This window comes from Pseudomonas sp. MIACH (assembly GCF_001269925.1).
Lineage (GTDB): Bacteria > Pseudomonadota > Gammaproteobacteria > Pseudomonadales > Pseudomonadaceae > Aquipseudomonas.
In genome coordinates this window covers 89,202-108,280 of the sequence record NZ_LHVO01000031.1, presented here as the reverse complement: position 1 = coordinate 108,280, position 19,079 = coordinate 89,202, and the positions used below count along the sequence as shown (strand labels likewise).

Genomic DNA, 19,079 nt, shown 5'->3' with positions numbered 1-19,079 from the left:
CCCCCCCGCCCCTCCCCCCCTAAACTCTCCCCATGTTGTTTCAACGGACAGAGGATTCACCATCATGGGCAAACGTCATCCGAATCTCCCCGCCTGGCAATGGCGTAACTACCCACAAAGCCATCAGCACCCGACCAACCTGGCGTTGCATCTGATCGCTGTGCCGCTGTTTATCATCGGGTTTCTGTTGATTGTGTCCGGAGTGTTCAGCCTGAGCCTGGCCAGTTTCGCCGTTGGCGCAGTTGGCATCCTGGCTGGCCTGGCGTTGCAGCGTCAGGGCCATAGCCTGGAAGCTTAGGCCTGCGAGTCATTCACTGATCGCAAAGATGCGGTGCCGCCCCTGGTGGTCGCGCAGTTCGTGACCTTCCCGCGCTTTGTGTTGAGCGGTGGCGGTGGCGGTGGCGGTGGCGTGCCGGGCGGCAGAGCCACCGCCACTGAGCATCAGGCGAAGACCACCACGGTCTGGCGGCTGAGGGCGATCAACGCGCCGGTTGGACTCCACAGCGCGGCGGCGGCGTGACCGTAGCCGTCGCGCGCATGCTCGATGCTGACGTGGTACTGGCACCAGTCCAGGGTCGTCAGGTCCTGCAGTGGCTGAATAAACTCGATGGTCCAGGTCAGGGTGCTGCCCGGTGCGGGCTTTTTCAGGTGTGGCAGCAAGGCCGGCGGCCAAGCGTCGACCAGTGCGAGGATATGCGCCTCGGTCAACGGCTCCTCCTTCACATCCCCGCGCAAGCGAACCCAACCGCCCATCTCGCGGGATTTATTACCGGTAAACGGCAAACCGCCAACGCTCCAGCGCATCGCCAAGTGGCGCATGAACTCAGGCGTTACGCCTTTGATATAGGGCAGTTCCTGGCATTCATCCCAGTGCTTGAAAACCGGCGGAGGTTCGCTCGCCACATTGATTTCCGACTCGCGGGACGCACCAAAACTAGCCTGGACAAGCGTCGCCACTTCCCCGTTCTGCACCACGCGGCCGAGCAACTGGCTGACTGCCTTGCCTTCACGCAACACTTCAACTTGATAACTGGCGGGTACATCCGGCGCCACCGGGCCAACGAAGGTGATTGCCAGAGAGCGCAATGGGCGGTCCGTCGGAACCTGGGCGCGCAAGGCTTCGTATTGCAACGCAGCGACCAGGCCACCAAAGGACGCTCGGCCCTGGGCCCATTCGGCAGGAATGGTGATATCCAGCGGATTGCTACGGGCGGCGTCGAGCAAATCACTAAAGCGCATGGCGACCTCACATCAAAAAAAACGTATGCGCGATCTTAACCAGCGTGACGGCAAGGTACAGCGCTTATTCCGGCCAAAAGCCGGACCGATTTAGAAACAATCGGCGCTGAGTTTATCCAGCACCCGATCCGCCTGCCCTTCTGCCTTGGCCATGGTGCGGTGCCATATCGCAACGCAGGGCTGCAGATCGGCTTGATGCTCAGCCTGGGCCAACCATTGCCAGCAGTCATGCCAATCACCCAATGCAGCTTGGGCATTTTTCAGGCGCGACATGGCCTTGGCGGGCAACTTATCCAGTTGGGGGTACGCCTCGGCGGCGTAGCGCACGCGCTTGATCAACAAGCGCAAACGGTGGCGATCATGGCTTGGTTCCTTCAGCGCCTGATCAAGTTTTTGCCATTGCTTGGCCAGGCGTTTCTGGATGCGTGGCCGCAAGCCCTTGAGCAATTTCTGATGTTCAGAGGCACGGATAAAACGCGGGAATGCATCGAGGATCAGCAGCAAATGCGCGACTTCCGGGCTTTGCGCCACCTGGCGATAGGCCTCGGGTTGGAGGCGCAGGCGCCGATCAGCGGCCTCGTGATGACCATGCTGATGCAAGTACGCCGCCAGCACCTCTCGGTCGCGCAGCGGCGTCGTGAGCTGGCCGACCGTGCTGGCGGCCAATTCAAGCTGTTCGACACCCGGCAGCCCGCGCAAAGGGCGCAACAGGCTGCGCAGGCGGCGCACAGTGGTGCGCAGGTCATGCAGGGCTTCATCATCGGTAACGGCGGCGAGGCGAGCCCGGCAGCTCAGTAACCCTACTTCCAGGCCAATGACCTGAGCGACTAACTGATCGACCAAAGCTGACATCCTGCCCTCACTCCCAGATGAAAAAATCCTGCTACACGCTACGGGTTAACGCCCGGCGCGTGACTCACGAATATAGAACCGTGCTTTCTCGGCCTTGTTGGAACAACCTTCAAACGCTTCAAATTGCTGCTGGGTCTTGGCGCCAGTCAACAAAGACAGGGCCTTGGAATAGCTAACGGTACCGGCAAAACCTTCGGCCTTGGCCAGGTCCAATTCGTGCCACGCCGCATCCAGTTGGGTGCCGCAGCTGTCACGGTAAGCGGTTTTCCCGGCGCAACCGGCCAGGGCCAACACAATCACAGGCACACACATCCAGGCTTTCATCGATGACACCTCAAAATAAAGAAAAACAGTCGTACGGTGTAGACGTTGCCTACAAGAAAAAGTGCCTTGTCCTTAGCCTGAAATCGGTAGTACCTATTGCCAGAGCATACCCGAGCCTGGGCGCTACTCTGGAAAAATATTGCCTGGTTCAACGAAGATTGGAGCCCCCCCTAAAATAGGTGCATTGTGGGCACCCGCTTATGAAGGATATCGACCATGAAGAAACGTGTTGCCTTGGTGCTGGGATCCGGCGGGGCCCGGGGCTACGCCCATATCGGGGTGATCGAGGAAATCGAACGGCGCGGCTACGACATCGCCTGTATCGCCGGTTGCTCCATGGGTGCCGTGGTGGGTGGGATCTACGCCGCAGGCAAACTGGACGAGTATCGAAACTGGATTGAAAGCCTCGACTACCTCGACGTGCTGCGGCTGGTCGACGTGAGTTTTCGCCTCGGGGCGATTCGCGGCGAGAAGGTCTTCGGGCAGATCCGCAAGATCGTCGGCGAGATCAATATCGAAGAGCTGCGCATCCCCTACACCGCCGTCGCCACCGACCTGACCAATCAACAGGAAATCTGGTTCCAGGAAGGCTGCCTGCACCAGGCAATGCGCGCCTCGGCGGCGATTCCCAGCCTGTTCACCCCGGTGATGCAAGGCAACCGCATGCTGGTGGACGGCGGCCTGCTCAACCCGCTGCCCATCGTGCCAGTGGTGTCGAGCCATTGTGACTTGATCATCGCGGTCAACCTCAACGCCACCAACCAGAAGCACTACCAATTGCCGGTGATCCAGCGCCCGCCGGCGTTCAAGAGCCGTTTCAACAGCCTGGCCACGTCACTGGGCTCGCACCTGCCGTTTCGCCGCAAGCAGGCTGAGCAGTTGATGAAGCTTGAGCAGGAAGCCTTGCAGGCCCAGGCGGCCGAGATCAATCCGTGGCTGGAGTCGGCCGAACCCGAATCCCAGCAACCCGCCGCCGCACCAGAAAAGCCTGGGGCACCGAAGTCAGCCACCGGGTCGTTCATCATCGATAACGTCGGGCCGGCGTCATTGCTGGACCTGATCAACCAGAGCTTCGAGGTGATGCAAACGTCGCTGGCCCAGTACAAGATCGCCGGCTACCCGCCAGATGTGCTGATCAACGTGCCAAAGCGCGTGTGCCGGTTTTTCGAGTTCTACAAGGCGCCGGAGTTGATCGCACTGGGGCGCGAAATTGCCAGCGACACACTGGATCGCTATGAGAGTGAGCAGCGTTGAGACAGCCGTGTTGCTGGAGCCCTTGTGGCGAGCGGGCTTGCCACAGAGAGATAGAGGGTGGCGCTGACAGATCGCCTCAGGCACTCAACAGCCGATACCCCACTCCAGCCTCGGTCACGATAAACCTCGGCTGGGTTGGATCGTCCGCCAGCTTCTGGCGCAGATGCCCCACCACAATCCGCAGGTAGTGGCTGTCTTCGGTGTGAGTCGGCCCCCAGATATCCTTGAGCAATTGCTGCTGGGTAATCACCCGCCCCGGATGCCGCGCCAGTTGTGCCAGCACGGCGTATTCCTTGCGGGTCAGTGCCACTTCGATGCCGTCCAGCAACACCCGACGGTAAGCCAGGTCCACGGTCAATGGACCAAAACGCAACGCCGCTTCCTGGGACTCGCCCACCGGTGCCTGGCGCAACAAGGCACGCACGCGCGCCAGGAACTCCTGGATGCCGAAGGGCTTGGTGACATAATCATTGGCGCCACCGTCGAGGGCTTCGACCTTCTGCCCTTCGCTGGCCCGCACCGACAGCACCAGTACCGGCACCGTCGACCACTCACGAAACTCGCGCAGCACCTGCTGGCCGTCCATATCCGGCAGGCCCAGGTCGAGCACCAGCAGGTCCGGCTTGTTCAGCGCCGCCTGCGCCAGCCCTTCGTTGCCGGTACCGGCCTCGATCACTTTGTAGCCCTGGGAAGCCAGGCTGATGCGCAGGAACTTGCGGATCTGCGGTTCGTCATCAATGACTAAAATCGTCGCGGTCTGGCTCATGGCGTCCCATCAAAATCCGTAGAGAAAACAGGGTAGCTCACGCCTCGCCTTCCAGGCCAGGCTGTGTCGGCAACGGCAGGAACAAGGTAATGCAGGTACCGCGACCGTCAATACCGTCGGCCACGCTGATATGCCCACCGTGGGCGCCGACCATGCCCTGGCAGATCGCCAGGCCCAGGCCGGTGCCCTGCCCGCCTCGATCACCGCGTGCAGCGGTGTAGAACATATCGAAGATCTTCGCCCGCTCATCCTCAGGAATGCCCGGCCCCTCATCCGCCACGGCGAAAAACAATTGGTTATCCGACACGCCGGCGCTCAGTTGCAATCGGCCGTGGGACGGTGAAAAGCGCGCGGCGTTTTCCAATACATTGACCAGTGCCTGCTCGATCAACGCGGCATGCACATAGAGCAACGGCAATTCCGCCGGCACATCGGTGTTCACCTGCAGCGGCGCCAGCACGGCGCGCAAACGCCCGAGCGCACTGCCGACAATATCGCCCGGCGACACCCAGTCCCGCGCCAGCTTCAGCGCGCCATGGCCCAGTCGAGTCATGTCCAGCAGGTTCTGGATATAGCGGTCCAGGCGCTCGGCTTCATCGCGAGTGCCTTCGAGCAATTCGCGGCGATCCTCCAGGGGGATGGCTTCGCCGAGCGCCAGCAGACTGTCGATGCTGCCGCGCATGGAGGTCAACGGTGTGCGCAAATCGTGGGACACCGACGCAAGCAAGGCGCTGCGCAATTGCTCGGTTTCGCCATGCAGACGTGCGGACTCCAGCTCCTGGGCCAACTGCGCCCGCGCCAGGGCCTGGGCCAGAGGCTGGCTCAAGGCGGTGAGCAGGCGACGCCGCTGGCCACTCAATTCCAGGCCCGGCTTGGCACTGACGCCGAGCAACCCCAGCGGCCCCTCTTCACCCGACAACGGCCACCACCACCAGCGCCCAAACGGCAAGGTGCCGGTGCCCATACCTGCTGGCTGGTCATGCTGCCAGGCCCAGTCCGCGGCCGCGCGCTCGGCTTCGGTAAAGGTCAGTGGGCCGCCGGTCTCGACCTTCCAGCCCCCCTGGCCGTCACGATTGACCAGGCACAGATCCAGGTCGCTCCAACCTTCCAAATGATGGGCGGCGGCACTGATCACCGCCTGGCGGTCGGTGGCGGCGGTGAGTTTGCGCGACAGGTCGAGCAGTTCGCTGGTTTCTTCCTGGGTATCGCGCAACGCCTGCAACTGGCGGCGTTGGCGCGCGGCAAGGTTACCGGTGAGCGCCGCCATCAGCAGGAAGAACAACAGCGTCAGCACGTCCTCTTCACGCTGGATGGCGAAGGAGAAATTCGGCGGGATAAACAGGAAGTCGTAGGTCATGAACGACAACGCCGCACACACCAGCGACGGCCCCAGGCTGCTGCGCACCGCCACCAGCAGCACGGCGGCGAGAAACACCAGGGAGATATTCGGCAGCGGCAATACGCTCGACACGGCCCAGGCCACAGCGGCGGCGACAACGGTCGCAACCACCGCCAAGGCGTAATCGAACCACACCAAACCGCGCACCTCCGGCAGGCGTGGCGCGGCAGGAACCTCGTCGCTGTCGAGGACGTTGATCTCCAGGCCACGGGCATTACGCAACAGACGCGCCGCCAAGCCGCCACCGAACCAGCGGCGCCGCCAACTCATTCGCGACTGCCCCACCAACAGCAGGCTGGCGCGGCGTTCGGCGGCATGCTGGATCAACGTCTTGGCCACCTCCCCGGCCCTCAGCAGCACCACTTCCCCGCCCAGGCGCTCAGCCAGTTGCTGGGCATTTTGCAGACGCAGGCGGGCGTGCTCATCCCGCGCGCGGCCGTTATCGATATGCACCAGGCTCCACGGCAAGTGCCGCCGCTGGGCGACGCGACTGGCATGGCGCACCAGGCGTTCAGCTTGCGCGTCGCCATCCACGCCCACCAACAAGCGCCCGCGCACCGCCGGAGCCGCCTGGCCGAGCTGGCGATAGCCCTGGGCCAGATCGTCGTCGACGTGGGCGGCGGCGGTCTGCATCGCCAGCTCGCGCAGGGCCATCAGGTTGGTCTGGGTAAAAAACGCATCGATGGCGGCGCGGGCCTGTTCCGGCACATACACCTTGCCGTCGCGCAGGCGCTCGAGCAGCTCGCGGGACGGCAGGTCGATCAGCAGCAGCTCATCGGCTTCTTGCAGCACCCAGTCCGGCAGGGTTTCACGCACCTGCACGCCGGTGATACCGCGAACCTGGTCATTCAGACTTTCCAGATGCTGCACGTTGACCGTGGTAAACACGTTGATGCCGGCGGCGAGCAGTTCCTGGATGTCTTGCCAGCGCTTTTCATGGCGGCTGCCAGGCGCGTTGCTGTGGGCCAGTTCGTCCACCAGCACCAGCTTGGGCTTGGCGGCGAGCAGGCCGTCGAGGTCCATTTCTTCGAGCATCACGCCACGGTATTCGCTGCGCAACAGCGGTTGTTGCGGCAGGCCGCTGAGCAAGGCTTCCGTCTCGGCGCGGCCGTGGGTCTCGACCACACCAGCCACCAGTTTGACGCCCTGACGCAGTTGGGTGTGGGCGGCCTGAAGCATGGCGTAGGTCTTGCCCACACCCGGCGCGGCGCCGAGGAAAACTTTGAGCCGGCCACGGCCGTCCCGGGGTAGATCGGCTAACAGGGCATCGGCGCGGCCGGAGTCGCTCATGCTGGGGTTTCCTTCAATTGTTCAGGCCCGGAGAAAATCCAATGTGGGAGGGGGCAAGCCTCCTCCCACAGGGTTCAGAGTTTTTCCAGGGCCATGTTCAGCGCCAGCACATTCACCACCGGCGGCCCCACCAGCGGGCTCTCGATATGTTCATCGAGCAACCGTTGCAGGGTCGACACCGGCACATTTCGCGCGGCAGCCACACGCGCCAGTTGATAGGCAATCGCCTGGGGTGGCAAGTGTGGATCAAGACCGCTGCCGGAGGTAGTCAGCGATGCCAGAGGCACCGGGCCCTGGCCGGGCACCAACTGCTTGTTCGCGTCATCGAACACGCGGGTGGCCAAGGCCGGGTTGCTTGGGCCAAGGTTACTGGCGCTGCTGGAAACCGTCGCATAGGCGCCTGCCGAAGGGCGCGGATGGAACCAGCTGTCACCGGTAAAATCCTGGGCGATCAGGCTGGAGCCACGTACCTTGCCGCTGGCATCGCGGACCAGGCTGCCGTTGGCCTGGTCCGGGAAGGCAACTTGGGCGACACCGGTGACCACCAGTGGGTAGGCGACGCCGGTGATCAGGGTCATGAGCACCAGCAAGCTCAGGGCCGGGCGGATTATGTTGGACATTTCAAACTCCTCAATTCGGTCTTTGCAACCTGTGGGCACGGGGATGGTGCCCACAGGCATCGGGTCAAACCAGGTGCAATGCAGTCAGCAGCATGTCGATCGCCTTGATACCCACGAACGGCACCAGCAGCCCACCCAGGCCGTAGATCAACAGGTTGCGCCGCAGCAACGCCGCCGCACTCGCGGCTTGCACACGCACACCGCGCAGCGCCAGGGGGATCAGCACCACGATGATCAGCGCGTTGAACACGATGGCCGAGAGAATCGCGCTCTGCGGACTTTGCAAATGCATCACGTTGAGCACGCCCAATTGCGGGTAGATCGAGGCGAACAGTGCCGGCAGGATCGCGAAGTACTTGGCCACGTCGTTGGCGATGGAAAAGGTCGTCAACGCACCACGGGTCACCAGCAACTCCTTGCCGATCTGCACCACGTCCAGCAGCTTGGTGGGGTCGCTGTCGAGGTCGACCATATTGGCCGCTTCACGCGCCGCCTGGGTGCCGTCGTTCATCGCCATGCCGACGTCCGCCTGGGCCAGTGCCGGGGCGTCGTTGGCGCCGTCGCCGCACATCGCCACCAAGCGGCCGTCGTTTTGCTCATGACGGATGCGCGCGAGTTTTTTCTCCGGGGTCGCTTCGGCCAGCACGTCATCCACACCGGCTTCGGCAGCAATCGCAGCGGCTGTCAGCGGGTTGTCACCGGTGACCATCACGGTGCGAATCCCCAGTTTGCGCAGCTCGGCGAAACGTTCGCGGATACCGGGCTTGACCACGTCCTTGAGGTGGATCGCACCGAGCAATTTGCCGTCGGCACACACCAGCAATGGCGTGCCGCCGCTCTGGGCGATCTTGTCGATTTCCCGTGACAGCGCCGGTTGCAGGTCGCCGCGTTGCTGGCCGATAAACGCCAGCAGCGAATCCACCGCGCCTTTGCGGAACACGCGGCCCTGGTAGTCGACGCCGGACAAACGGGTTTCGGCGCTGAACGGTACCGCGGTCAGCTCATCTGCAGACGGCTCGGCTTGAGGATGCAGAGCACGCAGGTATTCGACGATGGATTTACCTTCCGCCGTGTCATCCGCCAAGGAGGCAAACAACGCACCCTCGGCCACTTCCTTGCCACTGACGCCAGGCGCCGCAACCACCGCTGCGCACCGACGGTTACCAAAGGTGATGGTGCCGGTCTTGTCCAGCAGCAACACATGCACGTCACCGGCCGCCTCCACGGCACGGCCGGACTTGGCGATCACATTGAGGCGCACCAGACGGTCCATACCGGCAATACCGATGGCCGACAACAGGCCACCGATGGTTGTAGGAATCAGCGTCACCAGCAGTGCGACCAAAAACACCAGCGGCAAGCTGCCATTGGCGAAGTGGGCGAAGGGCTGCAAGGTCACCACCACCAGCAGAAAGATCAGGGTCAGGCCGATCAGCAGGATATCCAGCGCCACTTCGTTGGGGGTTTTCTGGCGTTTGGCGCCTTCGACCAAGGCGATCATGCGGTCCAGGGTGGACTCGCCGGGGTTGGCGGTGATGCGGATCAGCAGCCAGTCCGAGACCAGCCGCGTGTTGCCGGTGACGGCCGAGCGATCGCCGCCGGACTCGCGGATCACCGGTGCGGATTCACCTGTGATCGCCGCTTCGTTGACCGCCGCGATGCCTTCGATGACCTCGCCGTCGCCGGGGATCATTTCCCCGGCGGCGACACGCACCACATCACCTTTGCGCAGGCTGGTGGCCGGTACGACCTTAAAGCTGTCATCGGCTTCCTTACGGCGCGCGCTCAGGCCTTCGCTGCCAGCCTTGAGGCTGTCGGCGCGGGCCTTGCCGCGCCCTTCGGCCAAGGCTTCGGCGAAGTTGGCAAACAGCACGGTGAACCACAGCCACACGGCGATTTGCACAGCTACATAGGTCGGCACGGCGGTGTCGGGCACAAAGCACAACACGGTGGTGAGGATCGCGGTCAGTTCGACCACCAGCATCACTGGCGAGCGTTGCAGCTGGCGCGGGTCCAGCTTGACGAACGCCTGGACCAGCGCCGGGCGCCACAGGGACGAGATGGCGGTTTTAGCGGGTTCCTGGGTTTTGACCGGAGCCGCGTTTTTTGCAGGCATATTCATTTTCATATCCCCTTTTAGAAGCCCATGCTCAAGTGTTCAGCGATGGGCCCTAACGCCAGCGTCGGCAGGAAAGTCAGGCCGCCCACCAGCAAAATGGTCACGGTCAACAGGGTCACGAACAGCGGACCATGGGTCGGGAAGCTGTTCTGGCCAATCGGTGCGGTCTTCTTCATCGCCAGGCTGCCGGCCAGGGCCAGTACCGGGAGGATGTAGCCAAAGCGGCCGATCAACATGCCCAGGCCCAGCATCAAGTTATGGAACGGTGTGTTGGCACTGAAACCGCCAAACGCCGAGCCGTTGTTGGCGCTGGCCGAGGTGTAGGCGTACAGCAACTGGCTGAAACCGTGAGGGCCAGGGTTGCTGATCGCACCGGCCGGACCCGGCAGGCTGGCGGCGATGGCACCGAGTACCAACACGCCCATCGGCATCACCAGCAGGGTCACCACCAGCAACTGCACTTCCTTGGCCTGGAGTTTCTTGCCCAGGTATTCCGGGGTGCGGCCGATCATCAGGCCGGCCAGGAACACCGCGATCAACACGTTGAGCAACATGCCGTACATCCCGGCGCCGACGCCGCCGAAGATCACTTCGCCGACCATCATGTTGACCAGCGCCACCATGCCACTGAGGGGGTTGAGGCTGTCTTGCATGCCGTTGACCGAACCGTTGGACGCCGCCGTGGTGGTCACCGACCACAACACCGTGCCGGTGGTGCCGAAGCGCGCTTCCTTGCCTTCCAGCGGCGCGGTCTGCTCGACGGCCGGGTTGTTCAAGGTCGGGTTGGGCTGGTATTCGGACCACAGGGAAGTGGCGCCGCCGATCAGGAACAGCGCCAGCATGCAGCCAAGGATCGCGCGGCTCTGACGCAGGTCTTTCACGTAGTGGCCAAAGGTGAACACCAGCGCCACCGGGATCAGGATGATCGAAGCCACTTCGAACAGGTTGGCCCAGGCGGTCGGGTCTTCAAACGGGTGCGCCGAGTTGACGCCGAAGAAGCCGCCGCCGTTGGTGCCCAGTTGCTTGATCGCAATCTGGCTGGCTGCCGGGCCCAGGGGGATCACCTGATCCACGCCTTGCATCGTCACAGCATCAACGTAGTGCGCGAAGGTTTGCGGTACGCCCTGCCATACCAGGAACAGCGCCAGCACCAGGCACAGCGGCAACAGGCCGTAGAGCGTGGCGCGGGTCATGTCGACCCAGAAGTTACCCAGCGTCTTGGTGGATTTGCGACCGATCCCACGGCACAGCGCGACCAGCACGGCCAGGCCGGTGGCCGCACTGACGAAGTTCTGCACGGTCAGGCCGGCCATCTGGCTGAGGTAACTCAGGGACGCCTCACCGCTGTAGGACTGCCAGTTGGTGTTGGTCATGAAACTGACCGCAGTATTGAAGGCCAGGGTCCATTCCTGGCCCGGCAATTTCTGCGGGTTCAGTGGGAGATAGTCCTGGAACAGCAGGATCGCGAACAACAGCAAAAAGCCCGCGAGGTTGAACGCGAGCAAGGCCAGCATGTATTTCTGCCAGCTTTGCTCCTGATGTTCATCCACCCCCGACAGGCGATAACAGGCTTTTTCGACAGGCCCCAGCACCGGACTCAGCCACGTGCGCTGGCCTTCCATCACCTTGTAGTAGAACCGCCCGAGGAACGGCGCCGGCACCAATACCACGGCAAAGAAGGCAATGATCAGCCAATAGTCATAACTGTGCATGGCCAGCTCCTAGTTCCGATCCGCGCGTAACAGCGCAACCAGCAGATAAATGAACAGCGCCACGGCCAATAGCAGTGACACCCCGTCCAGAACGCTCATGGAAGTCTCTCCGTTTAGCGGCGAGTGCCGCGTGTGGGGCAATTGTCCGCAGGAGTGGCGTAAAGGAACGAGAGCGAGGGGGTGGGCGGGGCGTAAAGATGGCGTAAAGAGTGGGTTTATGCGGGGTTTACACTGCGGGTTTGCAGCGTCCGGGCGGGCGCTATCGGGAGCAAGCCCCCTCCCACACTTGACCGAGTTGTCATGCCGAGCGCCAGTCAGCCTGTGGGACGGGGCTTGCTCCCGATAGCGTCGGCACCGTCACCGCCGCACCTATGTGGTGCGACGCCGGCAAATTTCAAACGCCAAACCATCCCCCACACGACAGTTGCGCCGCTTTACGACAATGATTCTCAGGCTGGCATGGCCGCTGCAACACCTTGAATCATTCCAAACCGTTCAGGGAGCGCAACACGATGAACACACAACTCAAACCCACCTTGGGCACCCTGCATTTATGGGGCATTGCCGTCGGGCTGGTGATTTCCGGGGAATACTTCGGCTGGAGCTACGGCTGGGGCGTTGCTGGCACCTTGGGCTTCCTGGTGACCTCGTTGATGGTCGCCGCGATGTACACCTGCTTTATTTTCAGTTTCACCGAGCTGACTACCGCCATTCCTCACGCAGGCGGGCCGTTTGCCTACAGTCGTCGGGCGTTTGGGGAGAAAGGCGGCTTGATCGCTGGCCTCGCCACCCTGATCGAATTTGTCTTCGCCCCGCCCGCCATCGCCTTGGCCATCGGCGCTTATCTGAATGTGCAGTTCCCGGCCCTGGATCCCAAACATGCGGCCGTCGGTGCCTACATCGTCTTCATGGGCCTGAACATTCTCGGGGTGAAACTGGCCGCTACCTTCGAGTTGGTGGTGTGCGTGCTCGCCGTCGCGGAACTGCTGGTGTTCATGGGCGTGGTTGCGCCCGCGTTCAGCTTCAGCAACTTTGCCTTGAATGGCTGGGCCGGTTCCGACACCTTCGGCGCCCCGGCGATTGCGGGGATGTTCGCGGCGATTCCGTTTGCCATCTGGTTCTTCCTGGCCATCGAAGGCGCGGCCATGGCAGCCGAGGAAGCGAAAGATCCGAAGCGCACCATTCCAAAAGCCTACATCAGCGGCATCCTGACCCTGGTGATCCTGGCCATGGGCGTGATGTTCTTCGCCGGCGGCGTGGGCGACTGGCGCACCCTGTCGAACATCAACGATCCACTGCCGCAGGCAATGAAAACCGTGGTGGGCGACAGCTCCGGCTGGCTGCACATGCTCGTGTGGATCGGCCTGTTCGGCCTGGTGGCGAGCTTTCACGGCATTATCCTGGGCTACTCGCGCCAGTTCTTCGCCCTGGCTCGCGCCGGTTACCTGCCATCTTTCCTCGCCAAATTGTCGCGCTTTCAGACACCACACCGGGCAATCATCGCCGGTGGCGTGGTCGGCATCGCCGCGATCTATAGCGATGGCCTGATCAACCTGGGCGGCATGACCCTGACTGCGGCGATGATCACCATGGCGGTATTCGGCGCCATCGTGATGTACATCATGAGCATGCTCAGCCTGTTCAAACTGCGTAAGACCGAGCCGCTGCTGGAACGGACCTTCCGTGCACCGGGTTATCCGATCGTGCCCGGCATTGCGTTGGTACTCGCGGTGGTGTGCCTGGTGGCCATGGCGTGGTTCAACACGCTGATCGGGCTGATCTTCCTCGGCTTTATGGCCGTGGGTTTCATCTACTTCCAGATGACCGCGCAGGACCGTGCCGATGCACCGGCAGACGCAATGTTGACCGGGCTCTAAGGTTTCGAGGCAGAACGGGCCTACACTGAACTACTCAGAAAGCCCGTAACTCAAAGTAGTTATTACCGTGGGAAAATTCTCCCACGGCAATCTGCCTCAAGGAGAGCCTTATGCCGTGGTATGCGTGGTTGATTATGGTAGTTGCGATCGGGTCGATCGTCGGAGGGCTGATGATGCTGCGTGACAGCGCCAACAAGGTGGAACTCACCGACGAACAACGCAAACGCGTGGCCGAGCGCAACGCCCAGGCGGACTCCAAGGACGCGCAGGACCGCTAGGACCGCTTACTCCCAATCCGCCTTGGCAATCTGCAACCCGTGCTGCCCTTTATAGGCAGCACGCTCCGGCTGGCTCCAGCCGCTCAGCAACTCATCCTCCAACCTGTAGATCTCAACCCCCAGCGGACGACACACCGTCAACGGGTCCTGCGCATCCGGCCCCCACATCGGCAGCGACAAATCCCCGCCTGGGCACGTCGACAGCGCACAGAGCAAATCAATCTCGGCAAAGAACTCCAGGTAATCGCCCTTCTGCGCCGGGCACGCTTTCATGAAGTACATGTCGTCATGATTGAGGCCGGTGCACTGGAAAATATTCAGCACGTCATGCACGTCGAATTCCGTCAGACCGTGAGGCAAAACCGCACGGGTCAGGTTCGAGTGGCAATGGTGATGGAAGTCCTCCCCCGTCAGCATGCGGTTTACGTAAGGGTCGCAACGCGTGCCAAGCAAGTCGTGCAGACGCCCACCGTGCTCGTCAATGCCGTAACTGGCCAAGCTGTCATCGGTGATGGTGACCAAAGGTCGCAGGAACGGCAGGTTCGACCATAAACGGTCATGGGTACTGACATGGGCACCCTGCAATTGGCGGGTGCGTGCGGCCCAGAGACGTTCACGGGGATCGTTGGCGTTCCACACGTTAAAGTCGCCCACCTGCGGGCCCACCGGCGTGGTGACACGAAACACATGCCCGGCGGGCACCTTCCAGGCCCGGCCGGTACGAATCGGTACCTCGAACTGCTCGATGAGCGTGCGTTGATCCGCGCGATCACGAATACGCTCATAGAATGCCGTGTCGACCTGCAGCGCCGAGCCTTTGCTGACCTGGTAAGCGGCCGGATAGTCTTTGTACATGGTGCAGATCCTCGCTCATGGATGGGTAACAGGCCCGGCGCTGACCTGGGCAAATAACTCGTCGAACAGGGGCCGGCGCATCAATCCGACGATAGGCCGATGGAACAACAAAATCATCTCGCGATTGTTGAACAATCTTCCATCCAGACGTAATCACATTCCATGCCAACGCCCTAAACGCCGACAAAAGTGTAAAAAAGCTCAAGTTGGTTAAAATGCCAGCCTGCGACCGAGGCTGCCCCATGCGTTATTCACAAAACCACAAAGCCCAAACCCACCAACGCATCATCAAGGAAGCGTCTGCACGCTTTCGCCGCGACGGCATCGACGCCACCGGCCTGCAGCCACTGATGAAAGCGTTGAACCTGACCCACGGCGGCTTTTACGCGCATTTCAAATCCAAGGGCGAATTGGTGGAGACAGCCCTGCAAGCGGCGGCTGCAGACCTGGATGCCCATTGCGACATGCTGTTCAGCCAGGAACGGCCGCTGGACGCATTTATCGACAGTTACCTGTCTGAATGGCACCTGACCTCCCCGGACCAGGGCTGCCCGTTGCCAACGATGTCTTCAGAGCTGGGACTGAGAGGCCAACCCAGTGCGACAACGGACCAGGTGCTCGACGCAAGGCTAAAGCAAATAGAAACGGCGTTGGGAGAGGGGCGTTGCGATGCAAAGAGCCTGGTGATGATGTCGACACTGGTGGGCGCATTAGTACTGGCCAGGAGTGTTGAAGACCCTAAATTGGCGAGACGCATCCTGGACGTCGTGCGCGAAAGCCTGAAAACGCAGAACCCGGAGGATAAAAAGGCCGATCAATGATCGGCCTCTTGGGTGGTTCAGTTGATAGCCAGCCTATCGCGATTCTTCTCCAGCAACGCCTTGCCGATACCCTTCACTTCCAACAACTCATCCACCGCCGTGAACGGACCATTGCTTTCGCGATAGGCGATGATCGCCTTGGCTTTAGCGGCGCCAATACCGAACAAGTCACGACGCAGGGTTTCGGCATCGGCGGCGTTCAGGTTGACCTTGGCGGATTGCTCGACCTGGGTCATCTGGGCGGTGATGGGGGTTGGGGCTTCGGGTTTGATGGACGGGGCTGCGTTGGTGGCGACGGAGAGGGTGGTGAGGAAGGCGAAAATAAGGGAAGAAATGTAGGTGTTCTGCATTGGTGACGCTCCATGACATCGTTGAGAGAAAAGCAGCTTTCCGAAGCTGCTTTTCAAACTTAGGTGATATCAGGCAACTGTCAAAAACGTGTTCATTACAGGATGTGAAGTAGCAGCTTTGCTATTTGGTTATTGCACTTACACCAAGTAGCATTCGGTACGACCTCAATTACACACTGCTGCGTTCCAACTCACCAGCTCGAAACTTGACTGCCAATAAAACCAGCGGCACATAGGCCACTGTCAATACTGCCGCACCGTCCAAATCGTAGATAACAACGCACAGTGCCGCAGGCAATAGCCACAAAATGTTGATTGCTCCTACTGCCAGAGTCACAGGCAAATGGGCACCAAAACGGCGTGACGCGAACTGGTATGCATGGCTACGGTGGGCTTCGTAGACTTTATCTCCTCGTACCAGACGGCGTAACAAGGTGAATGTAGCATCTACAATGAACACGCCAAGGAGTATCAGCCAAGCCCAAAAGAACTTGGGAGAGACCCAGGCCGCCTGCAGCGATAGAACGCCCAATGCCATGCCAAGAAATCCACTCCCGGCATCGCCCATGAATATCTTGGCTGGCGGAAAGTTCCAGAGTAAAAACCCTGCAACACAACTGGCCAGAGCAACTAATGACCAAGCGTGCGCCGGCGTGTCGTTGATCCAATATAAGAGACAGCCAGACAGACAAACCGTCACCGCTTCAACACCGGCGATGCCATCGATGCCATCCATAAAATTATAAAGATTAAGCATCCACACCAAATAAACGACCGCGAAAAAATACCCAACCCAACTGATATCAACATTAACGCCGTACAGGCTTATAGCCGGCAACCCTCCCAGCCACACCACCGCCCATATCGCCGACGTAAAGTGCGCCAACAGTCGCCAGCGCGCGGCTATATGCCCATGGTCATCCAAAAAACCAACAACGGCAGTCAACACACCTGCACCGGTTAATGCGTAAAACAATGTGGGAGGTATCAGCCCTCCCGCAAACATGCCGAGCAACGCCACGATATAGCTCAGAACAATCGCCACGCCACCGCCACGCGGTGTGGGTATGGAGTGCGAACTGCGCCCATTGGGAATATCGAGCATTTTTCGCGACAACGCATAGCGACGCAGGGCAGCGGTCAGAAAAAAAGAAAGCCCGGTCAATGCCGGAACCAGCCACCAATAGTTCATTATCCGAACAACTCCAAAAACATACATTTCTTATTGGTACTGATGTGTCGGCCTTATACACACCCCAGAAAATGACGATTCAATTTCTGTGTGACTCAAAGGCCGTCAGCATTTTCCTGACGGCGCCGGTGAATCAGATCGACAATCTGGCACTCGGGCACGTAGCCACTCACCGTCGCGCCGAGCAACTCGCGCAGTTGGACATAATCATCCGCAGCGACGGCATCCAGCAGTGCCGAGATTGCCAGTTTGAATGGCTCCCATGACAGGTGCTCCTCATCGGCGCGCATGATCATCGAGTGCTCGGTCGGCGATACGTTGTCCCCAATCAGCAATTCTTCATAGAGCTTTTCACCGCGACGCAGTCCAGTGAACTCAATCGCGATATCTCCGTTAGGCTTCTCATGACTACGCAATGACAGGCCCGACAGGTGAACCATCTTTTCAGCCAAGTCGGCAATCTTTACCGGTTGCCCCATATCGAGCACAAACACGTCGCCACCCTGCCCCATGGCGCCTGCTTGAATGACCAACTGCGCAGCTTCGGGAATGGTCATGAAATAGCGGGTCATGTTCGGGTGGGTCACTGTAATCGGGCCACCGCTCTTTATCTGCTCCCGAAACAACGGAATGACGGAACCCGACGAGCCCAGTACATTACCGAAACGCACCATGGTAAAGCGTGTCTTGTTGGTGCAGGGTTGCGTCTCGTGCTCACCGAACAACAGCGGTTCGGGCTCCCGACTGAGCGCCTGCAAGGTCATCTCAGCCAGTCGCTTGGTACACCCCATGATGTTGGTCGGCCGCACCGCCTTATCGGTGGAGATCAACACAAAGTGTTCTACACCTGCTCGCACCGCAGCCTGCGCGGTAAGCAATGTCCCGAGGACATTATTCAACACACCCTCAGCGACGTTATGTTCGACGATGGGTACGTGTTTGTAGGCGGCTGCGTGATAAACCGTATTAACCTTCCAGGTATGCATGACATCCAGTAAACGCTCACTGTTGCGAATCGAACCCAGGATCGGCACCAACTCCAGGTTCAACCCTTCATCCTGGATCAGCTTCTCAAGTTCAGTCTGGATGCTGTAGAGATTGAATTCACTGTGCTCAAACAGGATCAGCGCCGTCGGCTGACTGGTGAGGATTTGCCTGCATAACTCCGAGCCAATGGAGCCGCCGGCCCCGGTCACGAGGACAACATGATTGCGGATGCAGCGCTCGAACAAAGCCTGTTGCGCCGCAACAGGATCGCGACCGAGCAGATCGACAATATCAACCTCCTGCAGATCACTGACACTGACGCGACCATTGGCCAGGTCCATGAACCCGGGGATCGTACGCACGTGTACCGGATAACACTCAAGTCCAGCCAGAATCTCACGGCGTCGAGCACGCGAGGCCGATGGAATAGCCAACAGTACTTCGGTGGCGCCGGTCTCCTCGATCATCTGCTCAATATCAGAAGAAGGGTAAACCTTAAGCCCGGCGATGACCCGCCGCGCGATACTCGCGTCGTCGTCGATGATCGCAACCGGTCGCATTGATTTGTCCGAGCGCAGCGCCGCGACCAATTGGTTACCTGCGGCTCCCCCCCCATAGACAGCGACCTTGGTGGCATCATCGTCTTGGCGTAGAAAAGGCACATGCTGACCGGCCAGGAACCAGTCGCCGAGAAAATACTGGCGCATGAACAACCGTAATCCGCCGATCATCAGCAAACTCAGCCACCAGAAGTTGATGATCAACGAACGTGGCACCAATACGTTAGGCCGGTACAAATAGACATAGACGGTTAATACCAGCGACGACAACGCCACGGCTTTAAAGATACTGACCAACGCTTCATTGCCGAAATAGCGCATCACCGCGCGATAAAGGCCAAACCGGATAAAAATAGGCACAGAAATGATGGGGGCGGCGATAAACAACCACGCGTAATCACCGAACGGGTTGATGGGTCGCTCAATCCCCAGTCTCACGACAAACGACAGCCACAGTGCAAACCAGACCAACAGCACATCAACCATTAACTGCAAGACACGCTTGTAGCTACGCGGCAAATTTAATAAACGCTCACGCATTGCCCGAGATCCCTTCGTTCGACTTTCGGATTGCCCACCCCCCT

17 protein-coding genes and 1 pseudogene are annotated in these 19,079 nt (G+C 60.4%); 5 read left to right on the top strand and 13 right to left on the bottom strand.

Going from position 1 to position 19,079, the window contains the following annotated elements:
* The first annotated feature begins 64 nt into the window (after positions 1 to 64).
* Positions 65 to 438: pseudogene (locus AD670_RS12995) on the top strand (terminase).
* A gap of 3 nt (positions 439 to 441) precedes the next feature.
* Here the strand turns inward: AD670_RS12995 and AD670_RS12990 are convergent.
* From AD670_RS12990 to AD670_RS12980, 3 genes are all read right to left on the bottom strand, one after another.
* Positions 442 to 1,239, bottom strand: a complete 798-nt coding sequence (locus AD670_RS12990) for an acyl-CoA thioesterase II (protein ID WP_053132564.1) — start codon at positions 1,237 to 1,239, stop codon at positions 442 to 444.
* Between the two features lie 90 nt (positions 1,240 to 1,329).
* Positions 1,330 to 2,091, bottom strand: a complete 762-nt coding sequence (locus AD670_RS12985) for a CHAD domain-containing protein (RefSeq protein WP_053132562.1) — start codon at positions 2,089 to 2,091, stop codon at positions 1,330 to 1,332.
* Positions 2,092 to 2,136: 45 nt separating this feature from the next.
* The gene (locus tag AD670_RS12980) at positions 2,137 to 2,415 is read right to left on the bottom strand and encodes a hypothetical protein (RefSeq protein WP_010176194.1); all 279 of its coding nucleotides are present in this window, start codon (positions 2,413 to 2,415) and stop codon (positions 2,137 to 2,139) included.
* Positions 2,416 to 2,631: 216 nt separating this feature from the next.
* On the opposite strand from AD670_RS12980, the gene AD670_RS12975 reads away from it, so the two are divergent.
* The gene (locus tag AD670_RS12975) at positions 2,632 to 3,669 is read left to right on the top strand and encodes a patatin-like phospholipase family protein (RefSeq protein ID WP_053132560.1); all 1,038 of its coding nucleotides are present in this window, start codon (positions 2,632 to 2,634) and stop codon (positions 3,667 to 3,669) included.
* A 76-nt stretch (positions 3,670 to 3,745) separates the two neighbouring features.
* Here AD670_RS12975 and AD670_RS12970 read toward each other — a convergent pair whose 3' ends face one another.
* From AD670_RS12970 to kdpF, 6 genes are all read right to left on the bottom strand, one after another.
* Positions 3,746 to 4,435 carry a response regulator gene (locus AD670_RS12970; RefSeq protein ID WP_053132558.1) on the bottom strand — a complete coding sequence of 230 codons (690 nt, stop codon included), beginning with the start codon at positions 4,433 to 4,435 and terminating at the stop codon, positions 3,746 to 3,748.
* Positions 4,436 to 4,472: 37 nt separating this feature from the next.
* Positions 4,473 to 7,124: a sensor histidine kinase KdpD gene (locus AD670_RS12965; RefSeq protein ID WP_053132557.1), complete on the bottom strand. Its 2,652-nt coding sequence runs from the start codon at positions 7,122 to 7,124 to the stop codon at positions 4,473 to 4,475.
* Positions 7,125 to 7,198: 74 nt separating this feature from the next.
* Positions 7,199 to 7,744 carry a potassium-transporting ATPase subunit KdpC gene (kdpC, locus tag AD670_RS12960; protein WP_053132555.1) on the bottom strand — a complete coding sequence of 182 codons (546 nt, stop codon included), beginning with the start codon at positions 7,742 to 7,744 and terminating at the stop codon, positions 7,199 to 7,201.
* A 64-nt stretch (positions 7,745 to 7,808) separates the two neighbouring features.
* Positions 7,809 to 9,866, bottom strand: coding sequence for a potassium-transporting ATPase subunit KdpB (gene kdpB / locus AD670_RS12955; protein WP_172681471.1), 2,058 nt, complete (start codon positions 9,864 to 9,866; stop codon positions 7,809 to 7,811).
* Between the two features lie 14 nt (positions 9,867 to 9,880).
* Positions 9,881 to 11,575, bottom strand: coding sequence for a potassium-transporting ATPase subunit KdpA (gene kdpA, locus AD670_RS12950; RefSeq protein WP_053132550.1), 1,695 nt, complete (start codon positions 11,573 to 11,575; stop codon positions 9,881 to 9,883).
* A gap of 9 nt (positions 11,576 to 11,584) precedes the next feature.
* Complete coding sequence (kdpF, locus tag AD670_RS12945; protein WP_003218754.1) at positions 11,585 to 11,674, bottom strand: K(+)-transporting ATPase subunit F; 90 nt, start codon at positions 11,672 to 11,674, stop codon at positions 11,585 to 11,587.
* Between the two features lie 413 nt (positions 11,675 to 12,087).
* On the opposite strand from kdpF, the gene eat reads away from it, so the two are divergent.
* Both eat and AD670_RS30885 read left to right on the top strand, forming a co-directional pair.
* On the top strand, positions 12,088 to 13,452 hold the full coding sequence (gene eat, locus AD670_RS12940; RefSeq protein WP_053132546.1) for an ethanolamine permease: 1,365 nt from the start codon (positions 12,088 to 12,090) through the stop codon (positions 13,450 to 13,452).
* A gap of 110 nt (positions 13,453 to 13,562) precedes the next feature.
* Positions 13,563 to 13,730 (top strand): DUF2897 family protein, encoded by a 168-nt coding sequence (locus AD670_RS30885; RefSeq protein WP_082143258.1) that lies wholly within the window; start codon positions 13,563 to 13,565, stop codon positions 13,728 to 13,730.
* A 6-nt stretch (positions 13,731 to 13,736) separates the two neighbouring features.
* Here AD670_RS30885 and AD670_RS12935 read toward each other — a convergent pair whose 3' ends face one another.
* Positions 13,737 to 14,585: a DUF1989 domain-containing protein gene (locus AD670_RS12935; protein WP_053132539.1), complete on the bottom strand. Its 849-nt coding sequence runs from the start codon at positions 14,583 to 14,585 to the stop codon at positions 13,737 to 13,739.
* 242 nt (positions 14,586 to 14,827) lie between these two features.
* On the opposite strand from AD670_RS12935, the gene AD670_RS12930 reads away from it, so the two are divergent.
* The gene (locus tag AD670_RS12930; RefSeq protein WP_053132536.1) at positions 14,828 to 15,406 is read left to right on the top strand and encodes a TetR/AcrR family transcriptional regulator; all 579 of its coding nucleotides are present in this window, start codon (positions 14,828 to 14,830) and stop codon (positions 15,404 to 15,406) included.
* Positions 15,407 to 15,423: 17 nt separating this feature from the next.
* On the opposite strand, the gene AD670_RS12925 is transcribed toward AD670_RS12930, so the two are convergent.
* The 3 genes from AD670_RS12925 to AD670_RS12915 all read right to left on the bottom strand — a co-directional run bounded on the left by AD670_RS12925 (position 15,424) and on the right by AD670_RS12915 (position 19,035).
* On the bottom strand, positions 15,424 to 15,756 hold the full coding sequence (locus AD670_RS12925; protein ID WP_053132534.1) for a helix-hairpin-helix domain-containing protein: 333 nt from the start codon (positions 15,754 to 15,756) through the stop codon (positions 15,424 to 15,426).
* Positions 15,757 to 15,925: 169 nt separating this feature from the next.
* Positions 15,926 to 16,948, bottom strand: coding sequence for a glycosyltransferase family 4 protein (locus AD670_RS12920; protein ID WP_053132530.1), 1,023 nt, complete (start codon positions 16,946 to 16,948; stop codon positions 15,926 to 15,928).
* Between the two features lie 95 nt (positions 16,949 to 17,043).
* The gene (locus AD670_RS12915) at positions 17,044 to 19,035 is read right to left on the bottom strand and encodes a nucleoside-diphosphate sugar epimerase/dehydratase (protein ID WP_053132527.1); all 1,992 of its coding nucleotides are present in this window, start codon (positions 19,033 to 19,035) and stop codon (positions 17,044 to 17,046) included.
* Positions 19,036 to 19,079 lie beyond the last annotated feature (44 nt).

Coding starts and splice junctions, on each gene's coding strand:
- AD670_RS12990 (WP_053132564.1), bottom strand. CDS start 1,239: ATGCGCTTTAGTGATTTGCTCGACGCCGCCCGTAGCAATCCGCTGGAT.
- AD670_RS12985 (WP_053132562.1), bottom strand. CDS start 2,091: ATGTCAGCTTTGGTCGATCAGTTAGTCGCTCAGGTCATTGGCCTGGAA.
- AD670_RS12980 (WP_010176194.1), bottom strand. CDS start 2,415: ATGAAAGCCTGGATGTGTGTGCCTGTGATTGTGTTGGCCCTGGCCGGT.
- AD670_RS12975 (WP_053132560.1), top strand. CDS start 2,632: ATGAAGAAACGTGTTGCCTTGGTGCTGGGATCCGGCGGGGCCCGGGGC.
- AD670_RS12970 (WP_053132558.1), bottom strand. CDS start 4,435: ATGAGCCAGACCGCGACGATTTTAGTCATTGATGACGAACCGCAGATC.
- AD670_RS12965 (WP_053132557.1), bottom strand. CDS start 7,124: ATGAGCGACTCCGGCCGCGCCGATGCCCTGTTAGCCGATCTACCCCGG.
- kdpC (WP_053132555.1), bottom strand. CDS start 7,744: ATGTCCAACATAATCCGCCCGGCCCTGAGCTTGCTGGTGCTCATGACC.
- kdpB (WP_172681471.1), bottom strand. CDS start 9,866: ATGAATATGCCTGCAAAAAACGCGGCTCCGGTCAAAACCCAGGAACCC.
- kdpA (WP_053132550.1), bottom strand. CDS start 11,575: ATGCACAGTTATGACTATTGGCTGATCATTGCCTTCTTTGCCGTGGTA.
- kdpF (WP_003218754.1), bottom strand. CDS start 11,674: ATGAGCGTTCTGGACGGGGTGTCACTGCTATTGGCCGTGGCGCTGTTC.
- eat (WP_053132546.1), top strand. CDS start 12,088: ATGAACACACAACTCAAACCCACCTTGGGCACCCTGCATTTATGGGGC.
- AD670_RS30885 (WP_082143258.1), top strand. CDS start 13,563: ATGCCGTGGTATGCGTGGTTGATTATGGTAGTTGCGATCGGGTCGATC.
- AD670_RS12935 (WP_053132539.1), bottom strand. CDS start 14,585: ATGTACAAAGACTATCCGGCCGCTTACCAGGTCAGCAAAGGCTCGGCG.
- AD670_RS12930 (WP_053132536.1), top strand. CDS start 14,828: ATGCGTTATTCACAAAACCACAAAGCCCAAACCCACCAACGCATCATC.
- AD670_RS12925 (WP_053132534.1), bottom strand. CDS start 15,756: ATGCAGAACACCTACATTTCTTCCCTTATTTTCGCCTTCCTCACCACC.
- AD670_RS12920 (WP_053132530.1), bottom strand. CDS start 16,948: ATGAACTATTGGTGGCTGGTTCCGGCATTGACCGGGCTTTCTTTTTTT.
- AD670_RS12915 (WP_053132527.1), bottom strand. CDS start 19,035: ATGCGTGAGCGTTTATTAAATTTGCCGCGTAGCTACAAGCGTGTCTTG.